23 protein-coding genes are annotated in these 22,703 nt (G+C 71.3%); 15 read left to right on the forward strand and 8 right to left on the reverse strand.

Annotated features, from left to right (window positions below; all coding sequences use genetic code 11):
- Nucleotides 1-13 precede the first annotated feature (13 nt).
- Both AWQ71_RS23175 and AWQ71_RS23180 read left to right on the forward strand, forming a co-directional pair.
- Entirely contained in the window at nt 14-862 is an 849-nt protein-coding gene (locus tag AWQ71_RS23175) for an NUDIX hydrolase (RefSeq protein ID WP_067136541.1), read from the forward strand.
- A complete protein-coding gene (locus tag AWQ71_RS23180; RefSeq protein ID WP_067136543.1) occupies nt 859-1,686 on the forward strand; it encodes an MBL fold metallo-hydrolase in 828 nt (275 codons plus the stop codon). The genes AWQ71_RS23175 and AWQ71_RS23180 overlap by 4 nt, the downstream gene beginning before the upstream one ends.
- Here AWQ71_RS23180 and AWQ71_RS23185 read toward each other — a convergent pair.
- Nucleotides 1,683-2,363 carry a Crp/Fnr family transcriptional regulator gene (locus AWQ71_RS23185; RefSeq protein ID WP_067136545.1) on the reverse strand — a complete coding sequence of 227 codons (681 nt, stop codon included), beginning with the start codon at nt 2,361-2,363 and terminating at the stop codon, nt 1,683-1,685. The genes AWQ71_RS23180 and AWQ71_RS23185 overlap by 4 nt on opposite strands.
- An 82-nt stretch (nt 2,364-2,445) precedes the next feature.
- On the opposite strand from AWQ71_RS23185, the gene nth reads away from it, so the two are divergent.
- Both nth and AWQ71_RS23195 read left to right on the forward strand, forming a co-directional pair.
- Entirely contained in the window at nt 2,446-3,165 is a 720-nt protein-coding gene (gene nth, locus AWQ71_RS23190; RefSeq protein ID WP_067136547.1) for an endonuclease III, read from the forward strand.
- Nucleotides 3,166-3,256: 91 nt separating this feature from the next.
- Nucleotides 3,257-3,949, forward strand: a complete 693-nt coding sequence (locus AWQ71_RS23195; RefSeq protein ID WP_067136550.1) for an NUDIX hydrolase — start codon at nt 3,257-3,259, stop codon at nt 3,947-3,949.
- Nucleotides 3,950-3,979: 30 nt separating this feature from the next.
- Here AWQ71_RS23195 and AWQ71_RS23200 read toward each other — a convergent pair whose 3' ends face one another.
- Nucleotides 3,980-4,531, reverse strand: coding sequence for a HEAT repeat domain-containing protein (locus AWQ71_RS23200; protein WP_067136552.1), 552 nt, complete (start codon nt 4,529-4,531; stop codon nt 3,980-3,982).
- A 72-nt stretch (nt 4,532-4,603) separates the two neighbouring features.
- Here AWQ71_RS23200 and AWQ71_RS23205 point away from each other — a divergent pair, with 72 nt between their 5' ends.
- Nucleotides 4,604-5,788, forward strand: coding sequence for a MarP family serine protease (locus AWQ71_RS23205; protein WP_067136554.1), 1,185 nt, complete (start codon nt 4,604-4,606; stop codon nt 5,786-5,788).
- On the opposite strand, the gene AWQ71_RS40450 is transcribed toward AWQ71_RS23205, so the two are convergent.
- The 5 genes from AWQ71_RS40450 to acs all read right to left on the reverse strand — a co-directional run bounded on the left by AWQ71_RS40450 (nt 5,785) and on the right by acs (nt 11,196).
- Nucleotides 5,785-6,369, reverse strand: a complete 585-nt coding sequence (locus AWQ71_RS40450) for a DUF309 domain-containing protein (RefSeq protein WP_084259181.1) — start codon at nt 6,367-6,369, stop codon at nt 5,785-5,787. The genes AWQ71_RS23205 and AWQ71_RS40450 overlap by 4 nt on opposite strands.
- 46 nt (nt 6,370-6,415) lie before the next feature.
- Nucleotides 6,416-7,336, reverse strand: coding sequence for an alpha/beta fold hydrolase (locus tag AWQ71_RS23215; protein WP_067136556.1), 921 nt, complete (start codon nt 7,334-7,336; stop codon nt 6,416-6,418).
- Nucleotides 7,326-7,841: a phage holin family protein gene (locus AWQ71_RS23220; protein ID WP_067136558.1), complete on the reverse strand. Its 516-nt coding sequence runs from the start codon at nt 7,839-7,841 to the stop codon at nt 7,326-7,328. Before AWQ71_RS23220 ends, AWQ71_RS23215 begins: the two co-directional genes overlap by 11 nt.
- A 25-nt stretch (nt 7,842-7,866) precedes the next feature.
- Nucleotides 7,867-9,027, reverse strand: coding sequence for a Na+/H+ antiporter NhaA (gene nhaA / locus AWQ71_RS23225; protein ID WP_245658422.1), 1,161 nt, complete (start codon nt 9,025-9,027; stop codon nt 7,867-7,869).
- A gap of 192 nt (nt 9,028-9,219) precedes the next feature.
- Nucleotides 9,220-11,196: an acetate--CoA ligase gene (acs, locus tag AWQ71_RS23230; protein ID WP_067136562.1), complete on the reverse strand. Its 1,977-nt coding sequence runs from the start codon at nt 11,194-11,196 to the stop codon at nt 9,220-9,222.
- A gap of 244 nt (nt 11,197-11,440) precedes the next feature.
- Here acs and AWQ71_RS23235 point away from each other — a divergent pair, with 244 nt between their 5' ends.
- The 8 genes from AWQ71_RS23235 (at nt 11,441) to AWQ71_RS23265 (ending at nt 19,179) form a co-directional block, all read left to right on the forward strand.
- Nucleotides 11,441-12,217 (forward strand): Fic family protein, encoded by a 777-nt coding sequence (locus AWQ71_RS23235; protein WP_067136564.1) that lies wholly within the window; start codon nt 11,441-11,443, stop codon nt 12,215-12,217.
- 876 nt (nt 12,218-13,093) lie between these two features.
- Entirely contained in the window at nt 13,094-14,134 is a 1,041-nt protein-coding gene (gene ssd, locus AWQ71_RS23240; RefSeq protein ID WP_067136566.1) for a septum site-determining protein Ssd, read from the forward strand.
- A 98-nt stretch (nt 14,135-14,232) separates the two neighbouring features.
- Nucleotides 14,233-15,384 carry a TadA family conjugal transfer-associated ATPase gene (locus AWQ71_RS23245; RefSeq protein ID WP_067136843.1) on the forward strand — a complete coding sequence of 384 codons (1,152 nt, stop codon included), beginning with the start codon at nt 14,233-14,235 and terminating at the stop codon, nt 15,382-15,384.
- The gene (locus AWQ71_RS23250; RefSeq protein ID WP_067136568.1) at nt 15,372-16,079 is read left to right on the forward strand and encodes a type II secretion system F family protein; all 708 of its coding nucleotides are present in this window, start codon (nt 15,372-15,374) and stop codon (nt 16,077-16,079) included. Before AWQ71_RS23245 ends, AWQ71_RS23250 begins: the two co-directional genes overlap by 13 nt.
- A 106-nt stretch (nt 16,080-16,185) precedes the next feature.
- Nucleotides 16,186-16,992 (forward strand): type II secretion system F family protein, encoded by an 807-nt coding sequence (locus AWQ71_RS23255; RefSeq protein ID WP_084259182.1) that lies wholly within the window; start codon nt 16,186-16,188, stop codon nt 16,990-16,992.
- A 616-nt stretch (nt 16,993-17,608) separates the two neighbouring features.
- Complete coding sequence (locus tag AWQ71_RS44670) at nt 17,609-18,109, forward strand: DUF4244 domain-containing protein (RefSeq protein WP_369407213.1); 501 nt, start codon at nt 17,609-17,611, stop codon at nt 18,107-18,109.
- Nucleotides 18,110-18,226: 117 nt separating this feature from the next.
- Nucleotides 18,227-18,607 carry a TadE family type IV pilus minor pilin gene (locus tag AWQ71_RS23260; RefSeq protein WP_067136570.1) on the forward strand — a complete coding sequence of 127 codons (381 nt, stop codon included), beginning with the start codon at nt 18,227-18,229 and terminating at the stop codon, nt 18,605-18,607.
- Between the two features lie 185 nt (nt 18,608-18,792).
- Nucleotides 18,793-19,179: an Rv3654c family TadE-like protein gene (locus AWQ71_RS23265; RefSeq protein ID WP_157570504.1), complete on the forward strand. Its 387-nt coding sequence runs from the start codon at nt 18,793-18,795 to the stop codon at nt 19,177-19,179.
- A 156-nt stretch (nt 19,180-19,335) separates the two neighbouring features.
- On the opposite strand, the gene AWQ71_RS23270 is transcribed toward AWQ71_RS23265, so the two are convergent.
- Nucleotides 19,336-21,648 (reverse strand): DEAD/DEAH box helicase, encoded by a 2,313-nt coding sequence (locus AWQ71_RS23270; RefSeq protein ID WP_084259183.1) that lies wholly within the window; start codon nt 21,646-21,648, stop codon nt 19,336-19,338.
- Between the two features lie 175 nt (nt 21,649-21,823).
- Between AWQ71_RS23270 and AWQ71_RS23275 the strand changes: the two genes are divergently transcribed.
- Both AWQ71_RS23275 and AWQ71_RS23280 read left to right on the forward strand, forming a co-directional pair.
- Entirely contained in the window at nt 21,824-22,174 is a 351-nt protein-coding gene (locus AWQ71_RS23275; protein ID WP_061253913.1) for an STAS domain-containing protein, read from the forward strand.
- A gap of 16 nt (nt 22,175-22,190) precedes the next feature.
- Nucleotides 22,191-22,619, forward strand: coding sequence for an ATP-binding protein (locus tag AWQ71_RS23280; protein WP_067136572.1), 429 nt, complete (start codon nt 22,191-22,193; stop codon nt 22,617-22,619).
- Nucleotides 22,620-22,703: the final 84 nt, after the last annotated feature.

The raw sequence follows: 22,703 nt of genomic DNA on the forward strand, positions 1-22,703 counted from the left end.
GCGTGGAGGATGTATGGCGATCCCGCTTCCGGGAGAGATCGGGCAACGGGCGCGGGACGTCCTCGCGGGACGCGTCCCCGTGGTGCCCGCGAGGGACGCGGCCACCGTGGTGGTGCTCCGCGACGGCCCCCTTGAGGTCTATCTCCTGCGCAGGAAGGCGACGATGGCGTTCGCCGCGGGCGCGTACGTCTTTCCGGGCGGCTCGGTGGACCCCCGGGACGCCGACCACGCCGTCGCCTGGGCGGGCCCCTCGCCCCGCGAGTGGGGCGCGGTCTTCGGCGCGGACGAGCGGACCGCGCGCGGGCTGGTGTGCGCCGCCGTACGGGAGACCTTCGAGGAGTCCGGCGTGCTGCTGGCCGGGCCCAGCGCGACCACGATCGTGGCGGACACCACCGGCGACGACTGGGAGGCCGACCGCCTCGCCTTGATCGCCCATGAGCTCTCGTTCGCGGAGTTCCTCGACCGGCGGGGCCTCGTGCTGCGCTCCGACCTCCTGCGGCCATGGGCGCACTGGATCACGCCCGAGATCGAGACCAAGCGGTTCGACACCCGGTTCTTCGTGGCCGCGCTCCCGCCGGGTCAGCGTACGCGCGACGTCGGGGGAGAGGCGGACATGGTCGCCTGGATGCCGCCCGCCGCCGCCCTGGACCGGGCCGCGGCCGGGGAGATCATGCTCATGCCGCCGACATTCAGCACGTTGGCCGAAATGTCCGAGTTTGAGGCGGTCGGCGACGTACTGCGCGCGGATCGCGTGATCACCACCATCCAGCCGTCGGCCGCCGAGGTGGACGGCGAGATGGTCCTGATCGTCCCCGATGCCGGTCAGCTCGCCGGGCAGGGCGACGGAGGCGGGGGCCGATGAGCGGCATCCGGATCCCGGTAGAGGGCACCCCGGGCGCTTCGGGCGCTCGGGACGGCTCGGACATCGACGGCTCCGGTACGGCGCACGCCACCGCCCTGCTGGCCCCGAACCCCTCGCCGATGACGCTGGACGGCACGAACACCTGGGTCGTCGGGCGGGCGGAGACCGTGATCGTGGTGGACCCGGGGCCGGACCACGACGGGCACCTGCGGCGGGTGGCCGGCCACCTCGACGGCCGCCGGGTGGCGGCCGTGCTGCTCACCCACGGTCACGACGATCACAGCGGAGGCGCGCTGCGGTTCGCCGAGATGGTGAACGCGCCGGTCCGGGCACTCGACCCGCGCCACCGGCTGGGCGACGAGGGGCTGGGCGACGGCGACGTCATCGATCTCGACGGACTGGAGATCCGGGTGGTCGGGACCCCGGGGCACTCCTCCGACTCGCTCTGCTTCTGGCTGCCGGAGGACCGGGCGATGCTGACCGGCGACACGATCCTGGGCCGGGGGACGACGGTGATCGCGCCGGACGGAGACCTGGCCGACTACCTGCGCAGCCTGGACCGCCTGCGGGTGGGGGCCGAGATCCTCAACGCGGAGGCGCTGCTGCCCGGCCACGGCCCGGTCCTGGCCGACCCCGTGGGAGTCCTGGACGAGTACATCGCCCATCGGCGGCAGCGGCTGGACCAGATCCGCCAGGCCATCCGGGACGGGGCCAAGGACGCCCGGCAGATCGTCGAGATCGTCTACGCGGAGGTGGACCCGGCGCTGTGGCCCGCCGCCGAGATGTCGGTGGCGGCCCAGCTCGCGTACCTTAAGGCGCTCTAGCGGGAGCGGTTGTAGAGCCGCTCCATGTCCAGGATCACCACGGCCTTGGCCTCGATGCGCAGCCACCCGCGCTGGGCGAAGTCGGCCAGCGCCTTGTTGACCGTCTCGCGGGAGGCGCCGACGAGCTGGGCCAGCTCCTCCTGGGTGAGATCGTGGTGGACCCGCAGGCCGTCCTCGATCTTGCGCCCGAAGCGGTCGGCGAGGTCGAGCAGCTGCTTGGCCACCCGTCCCGGTACGTCCGTGAAGACCAGGTCGGCCAGCACGTCGTTGGTACGGCGCAGCCGCTGCGCGAGGGCGCGCAGCAGGTGCAGGGCCACCTCGGGCCGGCCGGTCAGCCAGGGCCGCAGGTCGTCGTGGCCCAGCCCCGCCAGCCGCACGTCGGTCAGGGCGATGGCGGAAGCCGTACGGGGGCGGGGGTCGAACAGCGAGAGCTCGCCGAACATCTCGCCCGGGCCCAGCACGCTGAGCAGGTTCTCCCTGCCGTCGGGTGCGGTGCGGGCCAGTTTGATCTTTCCTTCCAGCACCACGTAGAGCCGGTCGCCGGTCTGGTTCTCGCTGAACAGGGTCTGTCCCTTGGACAACTCGACCTCGGTGACGCTGGTCCGCAGTGCCGCGGCGCCCTCACGGTCGAGCGCGGAGAACAGCGGCGCCTTGCTCAGTACGTCTTCGGTGCTCACGGTGCCTCCTTGCAATGGTCGCGCTCGATCGTTGGCGCCGTGCAAGCCATTGTGACCTACACCATCCGCGTACTCTTACGGGGTGTCCCGCAAAGTCCAGACGGCTGGGGAGTCCCGGCTCGCTCTCGTTCGCCGCGCGCGGCGGATCAACAGAATCCTGGCGGAAACCTATCCTGACGCCCATTGCGAACTCGACTTCGCCAACCCCCTCGAACTGCTGGTCGCCACGATCCTCTCGGCGCAGTGTACGGACAAAAGGGTAAATATGGTTACTCCGGTGCTTTTCGCGAAGTATCGGACACCCGCCGACTACGCCGCGGCCGACCGGACACAGCTCGAAGAGATGATCAGATCCACCGGGTTCTTCCGGGCCAAGGCCAACAGCGTCATCGGCATGGCACAGGCGGTCTGCGACCGCCATCACGGCGAGGTGCCGGGCACACTCAAGGAACTCGTCGCCCTCCCCGGAGTGGGCCGCAAGACCGCCAACGTCGTGCTCGGCAACGCGTTCGACGTCCCCGGCATCACCGTGGACACCCACTTCGGACGGCTGGCCCGGCGCTTCGCGTGGACCACCGAGACCGACCCCGTCAAGATCGAGCACGAGGTCGGCGACCTGATCCCCAAGTCCCAGTGGACGATGCTCTCGCACCGCCTGATCTGGCACGGCCGCCGCATCTGCCACGCCCGCAGGCCCGCCTGCGGCGCCTGCCCGGTCGCCGCCCTGTGCCCCGCGTACGGCACCGGCCCGACCGACGCGGCGGAGGCGGCCAAGCTCGTGAAGGAAGGCCCCTTTTCCTGAGGCCGCCGAGCGGACGGCGATCGGCGGGAAGTTCGGCCGCCGCTCCGCGGTTGTACGGCTTGCGCGGCTCGACCTGCATTCGGAGGAGACCTTGGTTCCCGGCTGGCTGACGGACCTGGCGGCGGAAGCCGTGCGGAACCCCGTACCCGAGGTGCTGCGGCCCCCCGGCGACGGTGCCGGGCGGCCGGCCGCGGTGCTCCTGCTGTTCGGGGAGGGGCCGTCGGGACCGGACATCCTGCTCATCCAGCGCAGCTCCAACGGCCGCAGGCACGCCGGCCAGCCTGCCTTCCCCGGCGGCGGTGTGGACCCGGGCGACAACGGGCCCGTGGGCGCCGCGCTGCGGGAAGCCCAGGAGGAGACCGGGCTCGACCCGAGCGGCGTGGAGACCATCGCCACCATGCCCGAGCTGTACGTCTGGCGCAGCCACAACCGGGTGACCCCGGTCCTGGCGTGGTGGCACACGCCGTCCGCCGTCCACGCGGCCTCGCCGGACGAGGTCGAGTCCGTGGAGCGCATCCCGATCGCCGAGCTGGTGGATCCCGCGAACCGGCTGCGGCTGCGCTACCCGAGGGGCCGGGCCACGCCGGAGGAGGACGCGTCCCGCAGGTACGCGGGGGAGCCGGAGGGCGCGCCCGCGTTCCGGGCGCGCGGCCTGCTGGTCTGGGGCTTCACCGCGGGGATACTCGACCAGGTGCTCGCCATGTCGGGCTTCGAGCAGCCCTGGGACCGTTCACGCGTCGAGGATCTGCCGCCCGACGTGCTGAGGCTCGCCTCACGCGGCTAGGCCCTCAGACCGGGCCCTCAGACCGAGCCCTCAGAGCGGGCGGGGGTCGGCGCCTTCGGAGGAGGACGAGCCGAGGTGGCCGACGAGGCTCATGCCCAGCGTGGCCCAGTCCGCGACGTCGTCGTCCGGGTCGCTCGCCAGCAGACGCAGCGCCGTGAGCCCGGCCGGGTCCGGCGGGTTCCCTATCACGTTGGGCAGCGCGTACGCGGCGCCGTACCGGACGGAGTGCTCCGGGTGGGAGGCCAGCTCGATCACCGAGGGCAGCGCCCGCGCGTCGCGCAGGTGGCCGAAGGCGATCAGCACCGAGTAAAGCACGCGCGGATCCAGCTCGCTGGCCGCGAGATAGCGCAGGATGGGGAGCGTCTTGTCGGCGAAGGGCCGGTCGCGGCCGAGCTCACCGAGGATGTCCACCCCGAGGACGCGCTCCGCGGTCGTGTTCCCGGCGCACAGGCGCCGGGCCAGCGTGAAGGTCTCCAGGTCGCCGCGCTCCTGAAGTACGGCTATCGCCTGCCAGCGGACCGCGCCGTCCGGGTCTCCGTCGGCCAGCGCGATCTGGATCAATTCCTCGATCGGTCCCCCCATGACGTCACGATATCGAGCTGGGGTGAAAGAAGGTGTGCACGATGACGGGCGTGGCTGGATACCGTTGAATCTGTGCGCGGCGATCTCCTCGACCTCATTCTGATAGGCCTGGTTGTGGCCTTCGCCGTTTCCGGCTACCGGCAGGGCTTCATCATCGGGGCGTTCAGCTTCGTCGGGTTCATCGGCGGCGCCGTGCTCGGGATGTTCATCGCGCCCCCGATCGCCGGGGCGATCGTGAACGGCGACACCGAGCGCGCCCTGCTCGCCATCGTGATCGTCTTCCTCGCCGCGACCATCGGCCAGTTCGCGTCGTCCACCGTCGGCGCCGTGGTGCGCAGCCACGTGACGTGGGAGCCCGCCCGCCTGGTCGACGCCTTCGGCGGCTCGCTGGCCAGCGGGCTCTCGGTGCTGCTCATCGCCTGGCTGCTCGGCTCGCTGATCGTCTCCATGGGCTTCCCCCTGCCCAAGGAGCAGATCAACGGCTCGGTCGTCTGGCAGGCGGTGGACGAGGCCATCCCGAACGGCGTACGCGCCCTGCAGAAGCCGTTCCGCGACTTCGTCGACTCCTCCGAGTGGCCCGAGGTGATCACGTCCATCGGCGGGCAGAACGTGCCCCCGCCGGACGAGGGCGTGCTCAGGGGCAGCCCCGGGCTGACCCGCGCGCGCCGGGCCATCGTCAAGATCCAGGGCACCGCGCCGACCTGCCGCAAGCGCATCGAGGGCACCGGCTTCGTCTACTCCCGCAACCGCGTGATGACCAACGCCCACGTCGTCGCCGGGGTCAGCCAGGAGTTGCGGGTCACCGACTCCGGAGGGTCCCAGCACAACGCCCGGGTGGTGCTCTACAACCCCGACCGCGACATCGCCGTGCTCTACGTGCCCGGGCTGAACGTGACGCCGCTGCGCTTCGACTACACCGCGAGGAGCCGCGACGACGCGATCATCGCGGGCTACCCGAAGGGCCACGGGTTCACCCCGCTCGCCGCCCGGATCCGGATCAAGCAGCCCGCCGAGTCGTACGACATCTACAACCGGCACAAGGTCGAGCGCGAGGTCTACGCCATCCGCGGCGTCGTGCAGCCGGGCAACTCCGGCGGCCCGCTGCTCAGCCCCGAGGGCCGGGTCTACGGCGTCATCTTCGCCGCCGCGACCGACCAGGCCGAGACGGGGTACGCCCTCACCGCCGACGAGGTCCGTCCCGACGCCGACGGCGGCAGCGTCGCGTTCGCCCCCGCCAATACCCAGGAGTGCGACTAGCGCTCCTTCGGACGTTCGTGAGGCTCGACGCCGAAGGCGGACAGCAGAGCGGCGATGGAGTCCTCACTGTCGCCAGGGGCGGCGTCAACCCGACGCAGCAGGTGGGGGAGGATCTCGCCGATCGCCGTCCCCGCGTCGGTCTCCTGCGTGCGGATCCCGCGTACGATCCGGCCCGCCGCGCCGGCCACGCCGTCCAGGTCCAGTCCGTACGGCGGCGCGCCCGGCGGGAGGGAGCGGCCGTAGGCGAGGGCACGGGCCGAGCCGCGGGAGAGCAGGGCGGCGGCCCCCGAGAGGTTGCCGCGCTGGAGATGGGTGAGGCCCACGCAGATCTGGGCGAGCCCCTGCCACAGTTCCCGCTCGCCGCCGGGGCCGGTCTTCCAGCGGGCTTCGAGGACCTCGTGCGCGTGGAACGGCCGCCCGTCGGCCAGCAGCCGCGCGGCGTCGGCCAGCGCCTCCTCGGCGTCCGGCGCGTAGTCGTCGGGGACCCGGGGCACGCCCTGAGCGCCGTGGGGCAGCGGCCTGCCGTACTCGTCGCGGGGGCGGGCGTTGCGGGGGCGGCCCGCCTCGTCACGGTCGCGCATGATCCCTCCAGATCGCTCGATGTCGGAGAGCGGCCGTCGTGGGGCGTTAGCGGTCCGGCTCCGGGTCGGCGAGCCAGGCGACCAACTCGGCGTCGAACTCCTCGGGACACTCCTCGTGCGGGAAGTGCCCGGCTCCTTCGAGCATGCGCCAGCGGTAGGGCGCGGCGACGAAGCGGCTGGACCCCTGGGCCGTACGCGGCAGGACACAGGAGTCGAGCGCGCCGTGGAGCTGGAGCGTCGGCGCCTCGATCTCCGCGCGCATCTGGCGGGCGTAGCGCAGGCCGTCCGGCCGGAACTGCGACCGGAAGAACCAGCGGTGGTACTCAAGCGCGCAGTGCGCGACGCCGGGGATGCCGAACGCCTCGCGGTAGGTCAGAGCGTCCTCCTCCGACGGCCACTCCGGCCCCGACCACTCGTCAAGCAGCCGCCCGACGAGCGCGCCGCCGTCGGCGGTGAGCCGGCGTTCGGGCAGCGCGGGCAACTGGAAGCCGAGGGTGTGGCCGCTGGCCCTGAGCTGCCCCAGCGGGTCGGTGAGCAGCGACGCCCGCAGCCGCAGCGGGTGCGGCGCCGAGACCGGGACCAGCCGGCGGACCACCTTGGGATCGAACGCCGCCATGGTCCAGGCCAGCAGCCCGCCCCAGTCGTGGCCGACGACGATGGCGCCGGTCTCGCCCAGCGCGCGGACCAGCCCGGCGCCGTCCATCGCCAGGTTCGGCAGGTCGTAGCCGCGCGGCGGCTTGTCGCTCGCGCCGTACCCGCGCAGATCGACCGCGACCGCGCGGTAGCCGGCCGCGGGCAGCGACACGAGCTGGTGCCGCCAGGTCCACCAGAACTGGGGGAACCCGTGCAACAGCAGCACCAGCGGGCCGTCACCCGCCTCCACCACGTGGAACCGGGTGCCTCCTGCGTGCACGGTGCGATGCGTCCAGGGCCCCTCGATCTGGACGAAAGCCTCGTCAGTCGCCATGGTCCGATGACTCGCTCACCGTCTCGCGGTGCGCGCCGACCTGCCCGGCCGTCGGGCCGGTGTACGCCTTGCGCGGCGGGGCGGTCTCGGGGAACAGGCTGGACGTCTCCGCCTCGGCCTCGGCCGCCTCGCCGCCCTCGCCGCCGCCCTTGAGGCTCTTGATGGAGCGGGTCGTCCGGCGCATGCGGGTCAGGCCCTTCAGCCGGCGGTAGCCGACGAAGACCAGCCCGGCCGCCACCACCAGATAGAACACCGTGACGATGACGAACGCGAGCCACTGGGACAGCCCGGCCGCCACCAGGGCGTACGCGATGGCGAACGAGGCGAGGATCAGACACAGGTGGGCGATGAAGGCCGCGGCGGCGAACAGCCCGGTGGCCATCCCCACCCGCTTGGCGTCGAACTTCAGCTCGGCCTTCGCCAGCTCGATCTCCGAGCGGACGAGTGTCGAGATGTGCGTGCTCGCCTGGGCGACGAGCGCGCCGAGCGATTCGTCCTCGGGCATCAGCGTTCTCCTATTCTGCGAACCATCAAACATCATCCCGTGCCCGCTTGCGCACGCGGACGTGCAGGAGGATCGCGGCCAGCACGGACGCGATGAAACTCGCGACCAGCACCGCCGTCGTGATCTTCTCCATGCCGGGATAGGCGCGGTCGCCGATCAGCAGCGCGACCGTGAAACCGATCCCGGCGAGTACGGACACGGCCGCGAGGTCGCGCCAGTACAGGTCCTCGCTGATCCTCGCGAAGCCCAGCCGGACCGACAACCAGGCGCCTCCGAACACACCGAGGAACTTGCCCACGACCAGCCCGATGATGACGCCGAGCGTGATCTTCTCGGTGAAGACCGCGCCGAGCGACTGCGGGTCCAGCCGGACCCCGGCGGCGAAGAAGGCGAACACGGGAACCGCGAAACCGGCCGAGATCGGCCGGATGAAATGGTCGGCGCGCTCGGCGGGCGAGCTCTTCTCGTCCGCGTCCGCGCGCACGCGGGTGAGCAGGCCGCAGATCACGCCGGCGACGGTGGCGTGCACGCCGCTCTCGTGTACCAGCACCCAGGCGGTCACGCCGAGCGCGATGAAGATCAGGGGGTTGCGCACCCGCTTCCACTGGAGCAGCCCGAACAGGGCGAGGACGGCGGTCGCGGCGAGCAGCGGCGTGAAATGCACCTGGTCGCTGTAGAAGAGGGCGATGACGGTGATCGCCCCGAGGTCGTCCACCACGGCGAGGGTGAGCAGGAAGGCACGCAGCGCGTTCGGCATCGCGGGGGCGGCCACGGCGAGGATCGCCAAGGCGAACGCGATGTCGGTCGCGGTCGGGATCGCCCAGCCTCGCGCGGCGCCGTCCACGCCCGAACTCACCACGAGGTAGAGGACCGCGGGAATGATCATCCCGGCGATCGCGGCGACGATCGGCAGGACCGCGTCCCGGACGTTGGACAGCTTCCCGTGGACGAACTCCTCCTTCACCTCCAGGCCGGCGACGAAGAAGAAGACGGCGAGCAGGCCGTCGGAGGCCCACTGGTAGAGCGAGAGGCCGAGCGGACCCGGCACGGTCTCCCGGAGCGCCTGGTAGGAGTCCGACCACGCCGAGTTGGCCCAGATGAGCGCGGCCACGGTCGCGGCCAGCATGATGACGCCGCCGATCGTCTCGGTCCTGAGCGCCTCCGCGAGTTGCCGGGCGTACTTCACCCTCGGCCGGACAGGCCGGATTTCGGCAGCGCGACGCAATGATCCCCCTCGGTGAACCGGTACGTCGTGGGCGGTTCCCGCGACGGCCGACCAGACTTCCCGGCACACCTGCCGCCAAGGCTACCTATGTCCTGGCATGTAAACGGGCGCGGGTGTTCGCCGAGAACACCCGCGCCCGCCCGGAAATCCCGGTCAGTCCTCGCTCTTCGCGCTCGGCAGCTGCTCGGAGATGAGATTCATCACGGAGCTGTCGGTCAGCGTCGTGACGTCGCCGAGGGAGCGGTTCTCCGCGACATCGCGGAGCAGTCGTCGCATGATCTTGCCGGAGCGGGTCTTGGGCAGCTCGGGCACGATGAGGATCTGCCGCGGCTTGGCGATCGGGCCGAGCGTCTTGGCCACGTGGGTGCGCAGCTCGGCCGCGATGTCGTCGTTCTCCTCCGCGCTGCCGCGCAGGATGACGAACGACACGATCGCCTGGCCGGTCACCGGGTCGGTCGCGCCCACGACCGCCGCCTCCGCGACCTTCGGGTGGCTGACCAGAGCGCTCTCGACCTCGGTGGTCGAGATGTTGTGGCCGGAGACGAGCATGACGTCGTCCACGCGGCCGAGCAGCCAGACGTCGCCGTCGTCGTCGCGCTTGGCGCCGTCACCGGCGAAGTACATCCCGTCGAAGCGCGACCAGTAGGTGTCGATGTAGCGCTGGTCGTCGCCCCAGACGGTGCGGAGCATCGACGGCCACGGCTCGCGGACCACGAGGAAGCCGCCGCCGCCGTTCGGGACCGAGTTGCCCTGGTCGTCGACGACGTCGGCGACGATGCCCGGCAGGGGACGCATGGCCGCGCCGGGCTTGGCCGAGGTCACGCCCGGGAGCGGGCTGACCATGATGGCGCCGGTCTCCGTCTGCCACCAGGTGTCCACCACGGGGCAGCGGTCGCCGCCGATGTGCGTGCGGTACCAGACGTACGCCTCGGGGTTGATCGGCTCGCCGACCGAGCCGAGGACGCGCAGGGACGACATGTCGAACTTGGCCGGGATGTCGTCACCCCACTTCATGAACGTCCGGATCGCCGTCGGCGCGGTGTAGAGGATCGTCACGCCGTACTTCTGGACGACCTCCCAGTAGCGGCCCCGGTGCGGGGTGTCCGGGGTGCCCTCGTAGAGGACGCTCGTCGCGCCGTTGGCCAGCGGGCCGTACACGATGTAGGAGTGGCCGGTGACCCAGCCGATGTCGGCGGTGCACCAGTAGACGTCGGTATCCGGCTTGAGGTCGAAGACGGCGTGGTGCGTCCAGGACGCCTGGGTGAGATAGCCGCCGCTGGTGTGCAGGATGCCCTTGGGCTTACCGGTGGTGCCGCTCGTATACAGGATGTACAGCGGGTCCTCGGCGTCGTGCGGCACGGCCGTGTGCTGGTCGGACTGCCGCTCGACGAGGTCGTGCCACCACACGTCCTTGTCCGTCGTCGCGACCTCCTGGCCGGTCCTGCGGACGACCACGACGTGCTCGATTTCGGGGCACTCGCGGACCGCCTCGTCCACCGTGGGCTTGAGCGCGCTCGGCGCGCCGCGGCGGAAGCCGCCGTCCGCGGTGATGACCACCTTGGCGTCCGCGTCGTGGATGCGGCTCGTCAGCGCGCTCGCGGAGAAGCCACCGAAGACCACCGAGTGGATCGCGCCGATGCGGGCGCAGGCGAGCAGCGAGATCGGCAGCTCGGGGATCATCGGCATGTAGATGGCGACGCGGTCGCCCTTGCGCACGCCGAGCTCCTCAAGCGCGTTGGCCGCCTTGCAGACCTCGCGCTGGAGGTCGGCGTACGTGATGGTGCGGCTGTCGCCCTCCGGCTCGCCCTCCCAGTAGTAGGCGACCTTGTCGCCGCGGCCAGCCTCCACGTGGCGGTCGACACAGTTATAGGCCACGTTGAGCTTGCCGCCCACGAACCACTTGGCGAAGGGAGGGTTCCATTCGAGCGTGTTGGTCCAGCGCTCAGCCCAGGTCAGCCGCTCGGCCGCGCGCTCCCAGAAGCCCAGCCGGTCCTCCGCCGCCTCGTCGTAATCGGCCGCGGTGACGTTCGCGGACGCTGCCAGGTCGGCCGGTGGTGCGAACCGGCGAGTCTCGGTCAGCAGGTTCGACAGCGTCTCCTGAGTCTCGTGACCAGGGGTTTCGGAGGTCACAACGTACTCCTTCGCATGGCGGTCATGATTGTCGCGTCCCACTTCACCAGTCCGGAAGCGCCCAGGACAAGAGGTCTAGACAGGTCCGTACCGACAGGGCCTTGGTTGGCTGAAGAGGGCCATTCACCTGTTATCTGGATACCTGATGAAACACAGTGGAATGCGATAGGGGGTGCCGGTTTGTGCGTTCAGCGGCGGGACCTCCTCGTTGAATGACGCCTACTCGCCGGTATGGTCGGTTCCCGTGAGCGACCCATTGGCAGTCATCGCCGAACTTCCGGGAGTGCCGGAGGCCGTACAGGAGGCGCGCGAGGCGGTCGACCGGCTTTACGGTCACCGCGTGCTCCGGCGGCGCAGCCCCGAGGTCTCGGCCGAATCGGCGCTGCGTGGCGCGCGCGCGTCGGCCGCGCTCGAAGGCGCCGACGTGCCGCTGGAGAAGCTGCGCGCGGGAGAGGCGACCGATGCCACCGTCCAGGGCGCGCTCCGTGTCTCCGCCGAACTGGGACGGCTCGGCAAGACCTGGCGTACCGCTCCGCGCCAGGTGCTGGCCCGGCTGCACGCCCTCGCCGCGGCCGGTCTGACCGCCGATCCGGGACGTCCGAGAACCGAGCCGACGTCCATCGACCCCATGGGCCTCGGCCCCGCCCCCGACCCCGAGGAGACCGGCGTGCGGATGGCCGCACTGGCGGACCTCGTCGCCGGCGGCAGTGGCGCGCCCGCGCTCGTCCTCGCCGCGATCGTGCACGCGGAACTGGTCGTGCTGCGGCCGTTCGGGGTGGCGGACGGGGTCGTGGCCCGCGCCGCCGAGCGGCTGACCCTGGTCGAGCACGGGCTCGATCCCAAGTCGCTCACCGCCGTGGAGGTCGGGCACGTCGATCTCGGAGGCGCGTACGTGGAGGCGTTGCGGGCCTACCAGACCGGCACCGCCGCGGGGGTCGGCGCCTGGGTGCGGCACTGCGCTTCGGCCGTGGTTCTCGGCGCGAGGGAGACGACCGCCATCTGCGAGGCCCTGTCCCGCTGACACGTTTCCCTTGCTGGGGCAGCCCTTCGTCGGGAAGCCGCTGGCATCCGCGGGCTGCGGAGGTCCCCCAGCCACCGGGCGAACCGGGTTAAAGAGGTCCGAAAACGACAGCAGACGGCGTCCCTGGGAGGGGACGCCGTCGCCAGTACGTCGCACCGGGTTACCAAGCGTGCACCTGTATTTGTCGGGGCGGGACAAGCCCATCCCGACACGCCTCCCGCGGCTGGTCGCGCGTGGGTACCCGGCGGCCGTACCCGGGCACTAGGCCCGTCTTCACCTTTCTACGTCGGATTTCCGTACATGGGAACCCCTCGGGCCAAGACCTTTACCGACGATCGCGAACGGACACGAGGGGATGCGCGGATGCGCTCTTGCCCTTAGGGATATTGGATCGTTACATACGTTTTTGATCACATTGTGTGATCGTTTTAGGTCGCGAATTGACAACGGCTGTGGAGAGACAGGGGGCATCGAGGGAAAGAAACCCGCCGAATCGGGCGATTGGTGCTCGACGCGGCTGCCGAGATCGGGCAGCATACGGTGGTGACTCTCATTACACAGAGTTGACCTGCCGGTGGGGCGCGCTTGGCGACTCCCTTGCCAGGCCATGGGCAACTGTTGAAAGCTTTCTTCCGAATACGGGTCCGGCCTACCCCCCCAGTGCCGGACCGGTAGGCGACCCCCGCTCTCCCCCCCGGCGGGGGTCGCCCCTTTTGGTGTCGATCTCGCCCAGACCTGCCGCGTGAACGGCCGGCGTGGCCGCGCCCGCTCTCCTTCGAGTCCACAGGGGACGAGTTATCCCCAGAACGCCGTTCGGTGAGGCTGGGGGTGGTGCCGTACTCGCAAGGTGGTCTTCCTGCCAGGAGGGAGACTGCCATGCACCGGCCGCTGGCCATCACAGACGATCAGGAACTCCTCGACGACCTCCTCCGCATCGCCGCGGCGGCCGGAGTCGAGCTCGATGTCGCGCACGCCGCGGCGCACGCCCGGCCGTACTGGAGCGGCGCGCCGCTGGTCCTCGTCGGCGGCGACCTGGCGGACGCGCTCGCCGCCACCGGCCCGCCCCGGCGGCCGGACGTGCTGCTGGTGACACGCGGTTCGGACGATCCGTCGATGTGGCGGCGATGCGTCGCCGTCGGCGCGCGGGCGGTGGTCGAGCTGCCCCAGGCCGAACGGCTCCTGGTCGACGAGCTGGGCGAGGCGGTCGAGCCCGTGAGCAGAGCGGGCACTGTCATGTGCGTCTCGAGTGGCGGAGGCGGCGCCGGCGCGACCGTCCTGGCGGCGTCATTGGCCCTGACGGCCTCACGGCGCGGGCTTCGAACCCTCCTGGTGGACGCCGATCCGCTGGGCGGCGGCATCGACGTGGTCCTCGGCGAGGAAGAGGCGACCGGAGCCCGCTGGCCGGACATCGCGGGCAGAGAGGGGCGGGTCAGCTTCGCGGCGCTTCAGGACGCGCTGCCCACCTTCGGCGAGCTGACCGTGCTGTCCTGGCATCGCGGGGAGCCCGCCGCCGTCCCGGCCCAGGCCATGCGGGCCGTGCTCGACGCCGCCCGGCGCGGCTGCGACCTGGTCGTCACCGATCTGCCGCGCCACCTGGGCGGCGCCGAGACGGAGGCGCTGTCCCGGGCCGCTGCCACGCTGGTCGTCGTCCGTTCCGACGTACGCGGCGTGCTCGCCGCCGGGCAGGTCCTGGCGCAGCTCCGCCGCCACACCGCGGACCTCCGGCTGGTGGTGCGCCCCGGCGCCCTCGCCCCCGAGGTCGTCGCGGCCTCTCTCGGCGTGCCGGAGGTCGGCGTGCTGCCGGATCAGCGGGGCCTCGCCCACGCGCTCGACCGGGGCGCGCCGCCCCCGCTGGGCCGTACGCCCCTGGGCCGGCTCTGCTCGGACCTGCTCGACACCCTGGTGGAGGCATCGTGAGCGCGCGTGCCGGGCAGACGGTTCCGTACGGCTCGACGCAGACGGCGGCGACACGGCCGGCCGAGCCGCGGGGGGTGAGCGAGCCGCCGTCCGATCCCATGGTCGCCCCGGATCTCGTCGAGGCGGTGCGGGTCCGGCTCGCCCGTTCAGGACTGGAGCCGACCGCGGCCAGGGTGGCGGCCGCACTCAGAGCTGAGCGAGCGGTGCTCGGAGACGCCGAGGTGCTGGCCATCGCACGCACCCTGCGCGCCGATCTCATCGGCGCGGGGCCGCTCGAAGGGCTCCTCGCCGAGCCGGATGTCACCGACGTGCTGGTCAACGGGGCGCGAGAGGTGTGGATCGACGACGGTCGGGGGCTGCGGCGCACCTCCGTCACCTTTTCCGGCGACGAGGAGGTCCGTCGCCTCGCCCAGCGGCTCGCCGCGGCGGCCGGTCGCCGACTGGACGACGCCAGCCCGTACGTGGACGCCAGGCTGGCCGGCGGTGTCCGGCTGCACGCCGTGCTCCCTCCGATCGCGCCGGACGGCCCCTGCATGTCGCTTCGGCTCCCGTCGCGCCGCACGTTCACGCTTGAGGAACTCGTCCCCGGCATCGGGGCGGCGGTGCTGCGCGAGATCCTGGCCGCGCGGCTCGCCTTCCTCGTCTCGGGAGGCACCGGCACGGGCAAGACCACCCTGCTTTCGGCCATGCTGTCTCTCGCCGACCCGGGCGAGCGGCTCCTGCTCGTCGAGGACTCCGCCGAGCTGCGACCTCGGCATCCTCATGTCGTACGCCTGGAAACCCGGCCGCCCAACCTCGAAGGCGCGGGCGGCGTGATCCTCCGTGATCTCGTACGGCAGGCGCTCCGCATGCGGCCGGATCGTCTGGTGGTCGGAGAGGTGCGGGGAGCCGAGGTCGTGGATCTCCTGGCCGCGCTCAACACGGGGCATGAGGGCGGATGCGGGACGCTCCACGCGAACGCGGCGACGGATGTGCCGGCCCGGTTGGAGGCTCTCGCCTGCGCGGCCGGGCTGTCCAGGGAGGCGGTGCACAGCCAGCTCGCGGCCGCGCTCGACGTGGTCGTCCATCTCGTCCGCGATCCCGGATCCGGACAACGTAGGGTCGCCGAGATCTGCGTCCTGGAGCGCGACGCCTCCGGCCTGGTGACCGCCGTTCCCGCCCTGACCTTCGGCTCCGACGGCAGTGTGGCGTCCGGTGCCGCGGCTCCGGGGCTCGCGGCCCGATGCCCGGGGCTCTCATGGGCGTCGTAACCGTGCTGGCCGCGGTGCTCGCCGTATGGGTCTGGACCGGCTCGGGCACGGGCGCTGTTCGTCTGGCCGGGCTTGTCGGTGCCGATCGTCCGGCCCCGAGACGCCTGCCCGCCCTGTTCGACCGGCCCCGTCCAGATCGCCAGGCCGCGGCCTGGCGCGCGCTCTCCATCGAGCTCTGCCAGGGCGTCGTGGCCGAACTCGCCGCCGGCGGCACGCCAGGCGAAGCGCTGTCGCGCGCCGTCGCCGCGCTCACCCCTCCGGACGCGGCCGCGCTCAGACCGGTGGCCGCGGTCGCCAGAGACGGGGGCGACGTCGCCGCCGCTCTGCTCCGTGTCGTCCCACCCAGAGGAGGCGAGGGCCTCGTACGGCTCGCCGCCTGCTGGCGGGTCAGCGTCGCCACCGGCGGTGGCCTGGCCGCGCTTGTGGAGCGCCTCGGCGGGTCGTTGCGCGAGGCGGAGGCCCACAGGCAGGACCTTGACGCCCAACTGGCCGGTCCCCGGGCCACCGCTCGCCTCCTCGCCGTCCTGCCCGCGCTCGGCCTGCTGATGGCCGCCGGGCTCGGCATGAGCCCCTTGACATTTCTCCTCAGCGAGCCGGCCGGGATCGGATGCCTCGTCACCGGGCTCGTCCTGGACGGCGTCGGCGTGTGGTGGACCAACCGGCTCGTCGCCCGCGCGGCAGAGGCGTCCCCATGACTGCGCGGATTACGGCGTCTCTCACGTCGCATCGGCCTTCTCCCCCAAATCGAGGTGGACGTTTCCCAAGGCGGAGAAGAGGCGACTACGAGGCGGGAGTAGGCACATGGCGACGTTGATCGCCGTCGCCTTCGCCGCGCTCGCCGTGATCGCATGGCCTGCGCGCGTCCCTCCCTCCGACAGGTTGCGGGCGATCGCGACCGGGGAGACGAGGCGAAGAAACGACGGCGGAGAGACCGGAGAGTTCGGATCACCCCTGGGATCGATCCGCGCTGAGGCGGGAGCGGAAGGCGATACGAAGGCCGTCTCCGCGAGCCGGCTTCGCGGGCTGGCGATCGCCGTTCCGGCGGGCGTGGTCGCGTTCTTCATGTTCGGTGGAGCTCCCGGCATGGTCGCCGGCGTTCTGGCCGCCGGGGGCGCATGGGTGATCGCGCGCAGGCGTGAGTCGGCCGATGTCCGCCGTCGTCGTGAACGTATGGCGGCAGACCTCCCGTTCGCGGTGGACCTCATGGTGGCGTGCCTGCGCGCCGGGCAGCCGGTGATCGGAGCGGTGGACGCGGTAGCGGAAGCCCTCGGCGGACCGTTGGGAGAGCGGCTCTCCTGGGTGGCCGGTCAGATGCGGCTCGGCGCGGAGCCGGGGGCGGCGTGGGGCGCTCTCGCCCAGGACCCGTCGCTCGCGCCGCTCGCCCGGGCGATGATCAGGGCCGTCCGGCGCGGGGCTCCGGTCGCCGAGGTGCTCACCAGGCTGGCGGATGACGCGCGCCAGGCGGCCCGTGCGTCCTCGTCGGCGGCTGCGCGCAAGGCGGGGGTCCAGGCGGTCGCTCCGCTGGGGCTGTGCTTCCTGCCCGCGTTCGTCCTTCTCGGGATCATCCCCGTGGTCGCCGGGCTCGCCGCCCAGGTCCTTGTGCCATAGCCGGCACAGGGGCTCCACCAGACAGACCTCGGGCTCTACCAATAGACCTCGGGCTCTGCCGGCAAAAGGCCAATCGGGCGCCGCGCTCCGTCCTTTCCCCGCACGTGCGGACATCACATGGGTTGCCGGTTTCCTGAGATCTGGATACCGCACCCGTTTCCCTGCAAGCTGGACGCTGCACCCGTTGCCTGTCCGTCCTACGTACATCGGGCCCCGTTCGGACGGCCTTCGCGTATGCGTTACATGCGACGACAATGCGGACTGGTATCAAGGTCACTTACGTCGCCGGACGGCGGCGTCTCCGTGGGCGCCTCGGACAAGTGCGGAGCCGGTCGGCGATGGCGGTGGTGAGGCGTTGGCCAGCAGGTTTGATCTCTGTGGACAGCTCTCCGCACCTGTGGATAACCATTGACCCTCGGAAAAGATCGTCATAGTCGCGCGATCGAAGATGTGGCGGTAGACGCGCCTCCTATTAACAGGAGCGGTGTTTTCCACAGTTATCCACGGCGTCGCGCCTTATCCACAGAACCGCGTTCGGCCGCGGGGAAACCCCGCCTGTTGGCAGAACCTTGGGACATCCACGGAAGGTCCGTGGCGGGTCCGATCAGGGGGATCGATGGGCATGTGGATCGGCAAATTCGGCGAAACCGCGGGGCCGCTACGCCAGGCGTTCCGGACAGTTCTCCGAGGCGCGGTGCGGCCGTCTCAGCCGCCGACGACGGACGAACATGGGTCGATTCCCGGACCGGCGACGACGTGTCGGCGAGATGCGCAGCGTCGTGCGGTTTCGGCGCGCCCCGGAACCGATCGGCCGGCTGTGGAAACGGCTGTTCCGGTCGCGAAGCATCGGCTGGGAAAGAAAAGGCGCCCACGTAATGCCACGCGCGCCGTATCCGCGTTGATCGGCGCGGTGCGGGCCCGTGCCCGATCCACCGCCGTCCAATGGACCTTGATCGCTCGCACAAGAGCCGAGGCCGGCATGTCGACCGCTGAATACGCGGTGGGCACCATCGCCGCCTGCGCGTTCGCCGGTCTTCTCTTCAAGATTGTCACCAGTGGTGAAGTCAGAAGCATGCTGACCGCTCTGATCCAAAAGGCTCTCAAGCTGGCCGGGTGACGCATGGGCGCGGGTGTTGGGGCCGTGAAGGGCGAAAGCGCGCGCGTCGGGCTGTGGCATCCGCGCTTCCGGCCGATGCGGCGAGGAGATCGGGGTTCCGTCACGGCCGAAGCCGCGGTGGGACTCCCAGCCCTGGTCGCCGTCCTCGGCGCCGCGCTGTGGGCGGTGGCTCTGGTCGGTGCTCACCTGGCGTGTGTGGACGCGGCGCGGGCGGGGGCCAGGGCGCTGGCCCGGGGTGAACCCGTCGCCGAGGTGCGCGCCGCGGCGGCGCTCTCGGCGCCACCGGGCGCGGAGATCGTCATCTCGATGACCGGCGAGATGGCGCGAGTGACGATCTCGGCCCAGGTCCGGCCGACCTGGGGACGGATGCTTCCGCCCGTCCGCATCGAGGCGTCGGCCAGCGCCGCCGTCGAGCCCGGCGTCGTCGACCTTTCCACCGGTGGTGAAGCAGTCGGTGGGTGGGCGGAGGCGCGAGAGAGGGAGGCCGGGCACCGGTAGAGCAGCGGGTGAGAGACGGGAGGTCGGGCGCCGGTGGCCGGCGGACGGTCAGGCGTGGTCGGCACAGCCGGAAGAGCAGCGGGTGGTGAGGGAGGGGAGGTCGGAAAGACGGTGGGCAAGACGTGAGATCGGGGGCGGGAGACGCGGGTGGGCGAGCGGCCAGGCGGGGAGGCCCGGAGCCGGCCGTGGGCGGCGCGGCAGGGGTGGCCGGGCGCGATCAGAGGGAGAGAGGGGCGGCCACGATCTGGATGGTCACGCTCATGGCGGTGGTGTGGATCGTCGCGCTGGTCGTCCTTCAGACGGGCGCGGCGAGGGTGGCACGCCACCGTGCGCAGAGCGCGGCGGATCTCAGCGCGCTGGCGGCGGCCGCGCAGGCCCTCTCCAGCCCTCAGAACGCTTGTGCACGCGCCAGAGCGGTGGCGGTGGCGAACGGCGCGCGCATGGACGCCTGCGACCTTTCCGAGGGCGTTGTGCGCGTCTCCGCGTCCGTTCCGGTGCCCCGAGTCCTGCCCCTGCTCGGCAGCGCCACCGCGACGGCTCGGGCCCGCGCCGGACCCGTAACCGCCCCCTGAGTGCCGGGGAAAGGGCCCGCCGGGAGCACATGCCGGAGGTCGCGGGGTGCGGTCAGATCCAGGAGGCGATGGTGCTCACTCACCAGCGGCGGCCAGGCACCGAGTCTGCCCCGACAGCAGAGCCGGTGGCTCCCATCAGAGAGCTGCCGGCTCCCATCAGGAGGTGAGGAGGATGTCGAGCAGGCGGAGCGCGCCGGCCTTGTCGAGCGGCTCGTTGCCGTTGCCGCACTTGGGGGACTGGATGCACGACGGGCAGCCTTGCTCGCATTCACAGGAGGCGATGGCCTCGCGGGTCGCGGAAAGCCAGTCGGTGGCGCGGGCGAAGCCGCGCTCGGCGAAGCCCGCGCCGCCGTCGTGGCCGTCGTAGACGAAGACGGTGAGGAGGCCGGTGTCCTGGTGAATCGGGGTGGATACGCCGCCGATGTCCCATCGATCACATGTGGCGAAAAGGGGGAGCAGACCGATGGAGGCGTGTTCGGCGGCATGGGCGGCGCCGCCGAGATCCACCGGCTTGCCCTCCGCGGCCGTCATCAAGGGCGCGAGCGCGGAGTCGGGCAGGGTCCACCAGACCGCCCGGGTGTGCAGAGTCCGGGGCGGCAGGTCGAGCGGCTCCTCGCCGAGGGACTCGCCGGTCTGGGTGCGCCGCTTGATGTACGACACGACCTGCTGGGTCACCTCCACCGAGCCGAAGTGCAGCTCACCCGGGCCGAAGGGGCGGGTCCGGAGCGACTCGGCCACCCGGATGTCGGTGATGTCCCGGGCATAGGTGGCGTAGTCGGGGTCGGCCGCCGTGACCAGGGCGACATCGCCGTCGAGATCGAGCAGGTCCACGACGAACGTCTCCCCCTGATGGAGGTAGACCGCTCCGGGGTGGACGGACATGTGGGCGGAGGGCTCGTCCACGGTGCCGAGGAGCCGCCCGGTGTCGGCCTCCACCACCTGGATCGGGGCCCCGCCCGCGCCGCGGATGTCGGCCAGGTCGCAGGCGCGGTCCCGGCTGGTCCAGAACCAGCCGGTGGCGCGCTTGCGCAGCATCCCGCGCTCCACGAGGTCGTCCAGGACGTCCGCCGCGGCGGGGCCGAAGGTCTCCAGATCCGGCTCGGTCAAGGGGATCTCCGCGGCGGCCGCGCACAGGTGGGGCGCCAGCACGTACGGATTGTCCGGATCGAGGACGATCGCCTCCACCGGACGGCCGAACAGCGCCTCCGGGTGGTGGACGAGGTAGGTGTCCAGAGGGTCGTCCCGGGCGATGAGCACGGCGAGGGCGTCCTGTCCCGCCCGCCCGGCCCGCCCCGCCTGCTGCCACAAGGAGGCGCGGGTGCCCGGCCACCCCGCGATGAGGACGGCGTCCAGTCCGGACACGTCGACGCCGAGCTCCAGGGCGTTGGTGGTGGCCAGGCCCATCAGCTCTCCGGAGCGCAGCGCCTTCTCCAGTTCTCGCCTGTCCTCGGCGAGGAAGCCCGCGCGGTAGGCCGCCACCTGGGCCGGCAGCTCGGGGGAGACCTCCTCCAGGTTCCTGCGGGCGGCGAGCGCGATCGTCTCGGCGCCGCGCCGGGACCGGACGAAGGCCAGCGTCCGCACCCCTTCGACGACGAGGTCGGAGAGCAGATCGGCGGTCTCCGCGGCGGCCGTCCGGCGGATCGGGGCGCCGTTCTCGCCCCGCAGGTCGGTCAGGGGCGGCTCCCAGAGGGCGAAGGTCGCGGAACCCCGGGGGGAGGCGTCCACGGTCACCTCGGCCATTTCCAGGCCCGTCAGCCGGCTTCCGGCGACGGCCGGGTCGCCCGCCGTGGCGGAGGCCAGCAGGAAGGTCGGGCTGGAGCCGTACTTGGCGCAGACCCGGCGCAGCCGGCGCAGGATCTGGGCGACATGCGAGCCGAAGACGCCGCGGTAGCCGTGACATTCGTCGACGATCACCAGGCGCAGCCGCCGCCAGAACGAGGACCACCGGGCGTGGCCGGGGAGCATCGACCGGTGCAGCATGTCGGGGTTCGTCAGGACGTAGTTGGCGTGCCGCCGCACCCAGAGACGCTCGTCGGCGGGCGTGTCACCGTCGTAGGTGGCCGCCCTCACCTGGGCCAGCCGCAGCGCCCTGATCGCGCGGAGCTGGTCGGCGGCGAGCGCCTTGGTGGGGGTGAGATAGAGCACCGTGCCGCCCTCCAGGACGTGGGCGACGGCCGGAAGCAGGTACGCCAGGGACTTTCCCGATGCGGTGCCAGTGGCAATGATCACGTTTTGGCCACGTCGGACGTGCTCGGCGGCGTCGAGCTGGTGCTGCCAAAGGCCCGTTATGCCGTGGTTCTCCAAGTGGCTCACCAGCACGTCAGGGGCCCATTCAGGCCATCTGGCCCGGCCCGCCTGACGTGCTGGAACGTGCTCGACATGGGTGACCCGCCCGCTGCGCGACGGCGCCGAGAGCAGCCGTGCCAGGAGAGGGCCGGTCCGACGTGAAGGTGAGGTAGACGAAGTCACTGGTTTCCACTATGGCATCTGTGGGGAGAGTCGCTCGGAGTCGGGATTTCGTATAGACACGGAGTCATAGCGTGGTTGAATGCCGCGCGTCGGGGTCGTTCTTCTGGGGCTTTCCGAGCTACCAGGATGCACGACCTCATCCGAGGACCTACGCATGCAAGGCGCTGGAGGATCTGTGGATCTGAAGTTGGACCACCATTCCGAGGACAACCTCACCATCGTCGATGTCGAAGGTGAGATCGACGTCTACACCGCGCCCAGGCTGCGTGAGCTGCTGATCGACCTGGTCAACAAGGGCAACTTCCACCTGCTTGTGAACATGGAGAAGGTGGACTTCCTCGACTCGACCGGCCTCGGCGTGCTGGTCGGCGGCCTCAAGCGGGTGCGGGCGCACGACGGCTCTCTGGAGCTCGTCTGCACGCAGGAGCGCATCCTGAAGATCTTCCGGATCACCGGCCTCACCAAGGTCTTCGGGATCTACGCCTCGGTGGACGAGGCCAAGGAAGCCCACGGCCGAGACAAGTGACGGCCGAGGAGCCAGCATGGCCACCGTCGAGCTGACGTTCAGCGCTCTCCCGGCCCATGTGCGTACGGCGCGGCTGGTCGCGACGGCCATCGCCCGGCGCACCGGCGTGTCGGAGGCGCTGCTGGACGAGGTGCGGCTCGCTGTCGGAGAGGCGTGCTCGCGGGCAGTGGAGGCGCATCGCGTCCATTGCCCGGGAGAGCCGATCGTCATCGAGTTGCGCGACGACTCGGGACGCTTCGAGGTGACCGTCACCGACGTCGCCCCGAGCGAGGACCTCCAGCAACCCGTGATCCCCGCGGACGGCGCTCTCGTGCCCGAGATGCCCGGCCTTGGGATCGCGGTCATCGCGGGCCTGGCAGACGACGTCGAGGTGTCATCCGGAGCCAAGGGCATGCGCATCCGCATGAGCTGGCCCGCGTCGCCCAACGGCGTAGCCGCAGTCTGATTCGTAGCCGCAGTCTGATTCGAGATCGAGTGCCTCCCTGCAGGGGGCGGCGCTCGATCTTTTTGTATTGCTCACCATCCCCGA

The organism is Microtetraspora malaysiensis (genome assembly GCF_001528665.1).
GTDB classification, from domain to species: Bacteria; Actinomycetota; Actinomycetes; order Streptosporangiales; family Streptosporangiaceae; genus Microtetraspora_A; species Microtetraspora_A malaysiensis.

Excerpts from the sequence above, each read along its gene's own strand:
- AWQ71_RS23175 (WP_067136541.1), top strand. The coding sequence starts at position 14 with ATGGCGATCCCGCTTCCGGGAGAGATCGGGCAACGGGCGCGGGACGTC.
- AWQ71_RS23180 (WP_067136543.1), top strand. The coding sequence starts at position 859 with ATGAGCGGCATCCGGATCCCGGTAGAGGGCACCCCGGGCGCTTCGGGC.
- AWQ71_RS23200 (WP_067136552.1), bottom strand. The coding sequence starts at position 4,531 with ATGGGGGGACCGATCGAGGAATTGATCCAGATCGCGCTGGCCGACGGA.
- AWQ71_RS40450 (WP_084259181.1), bottom strand. The coding sequence starts at position 6,369 with ATGCGCGACCGTGACGAGGCGGGCCGCCCCCGCAACGCCCGCCCCCGC.
- AWQ71_RS23215 (WP_067136556.1), bottom strand. The coding sequence starts at position 7,336 with ATGGCGACTGACGAGGCTTTCGTCCAGATCGAGGGGCCCTGGACGCAT.
- AWQ71_RS23220 (WP_067136558.1), bottom strand. The coding sequence starts at position 7,841 with ATGCCCGAGGACGAATCGCTCGGCGCGCTCGTCGCCCAGGCGAGCACG.
- ssd (WP_067136566.1), top strand. The coding sequence starts at position 13,094 with ATGCACCGGCCGCTGGCCATCACAGACGATCAGGAACTCCTCGACGAC.
- AWQ71_RS23245 (WP_067136843.1), top strand. The coding sequence starts at position 14,233 with ATGGTCGCCCCGGATCTCGTCGAGGCGGTGCGGGTCCGGCTCGCCCGT.
- AWQ71_RS23250 (WP_067136568.1), top strand. The coding sequence starts at position 15,372 with ATGGGCGTCGTAACCGTGCTGGCCGCGGTGCTCGCCGTATGGGTCTGG.
- AWQ71_RS23255 (WP_084259182.1), top strand. The coding sequence starts at position 16,186 with ATGGCGACGTTGATCGCCGTCGCCTTCGCCGCGCTCGCCGTGATCGCA.
- AWQ71_RS44670 (WP_369407213.1), top strand. The coding sequence starts at position 17,609 with ATGGGCATGTGGATCGGCAAATTCGGCGAAACCGCGGGGCCGCTACGC.
- AWQ71_RS23280 (WP_067136572.1), top strand. The coding sequence starts at position 22,191 with ATGGCCACCGTCGAGCTGACGTTCAGCGCTCTCCCGGCCCATGTGCGT.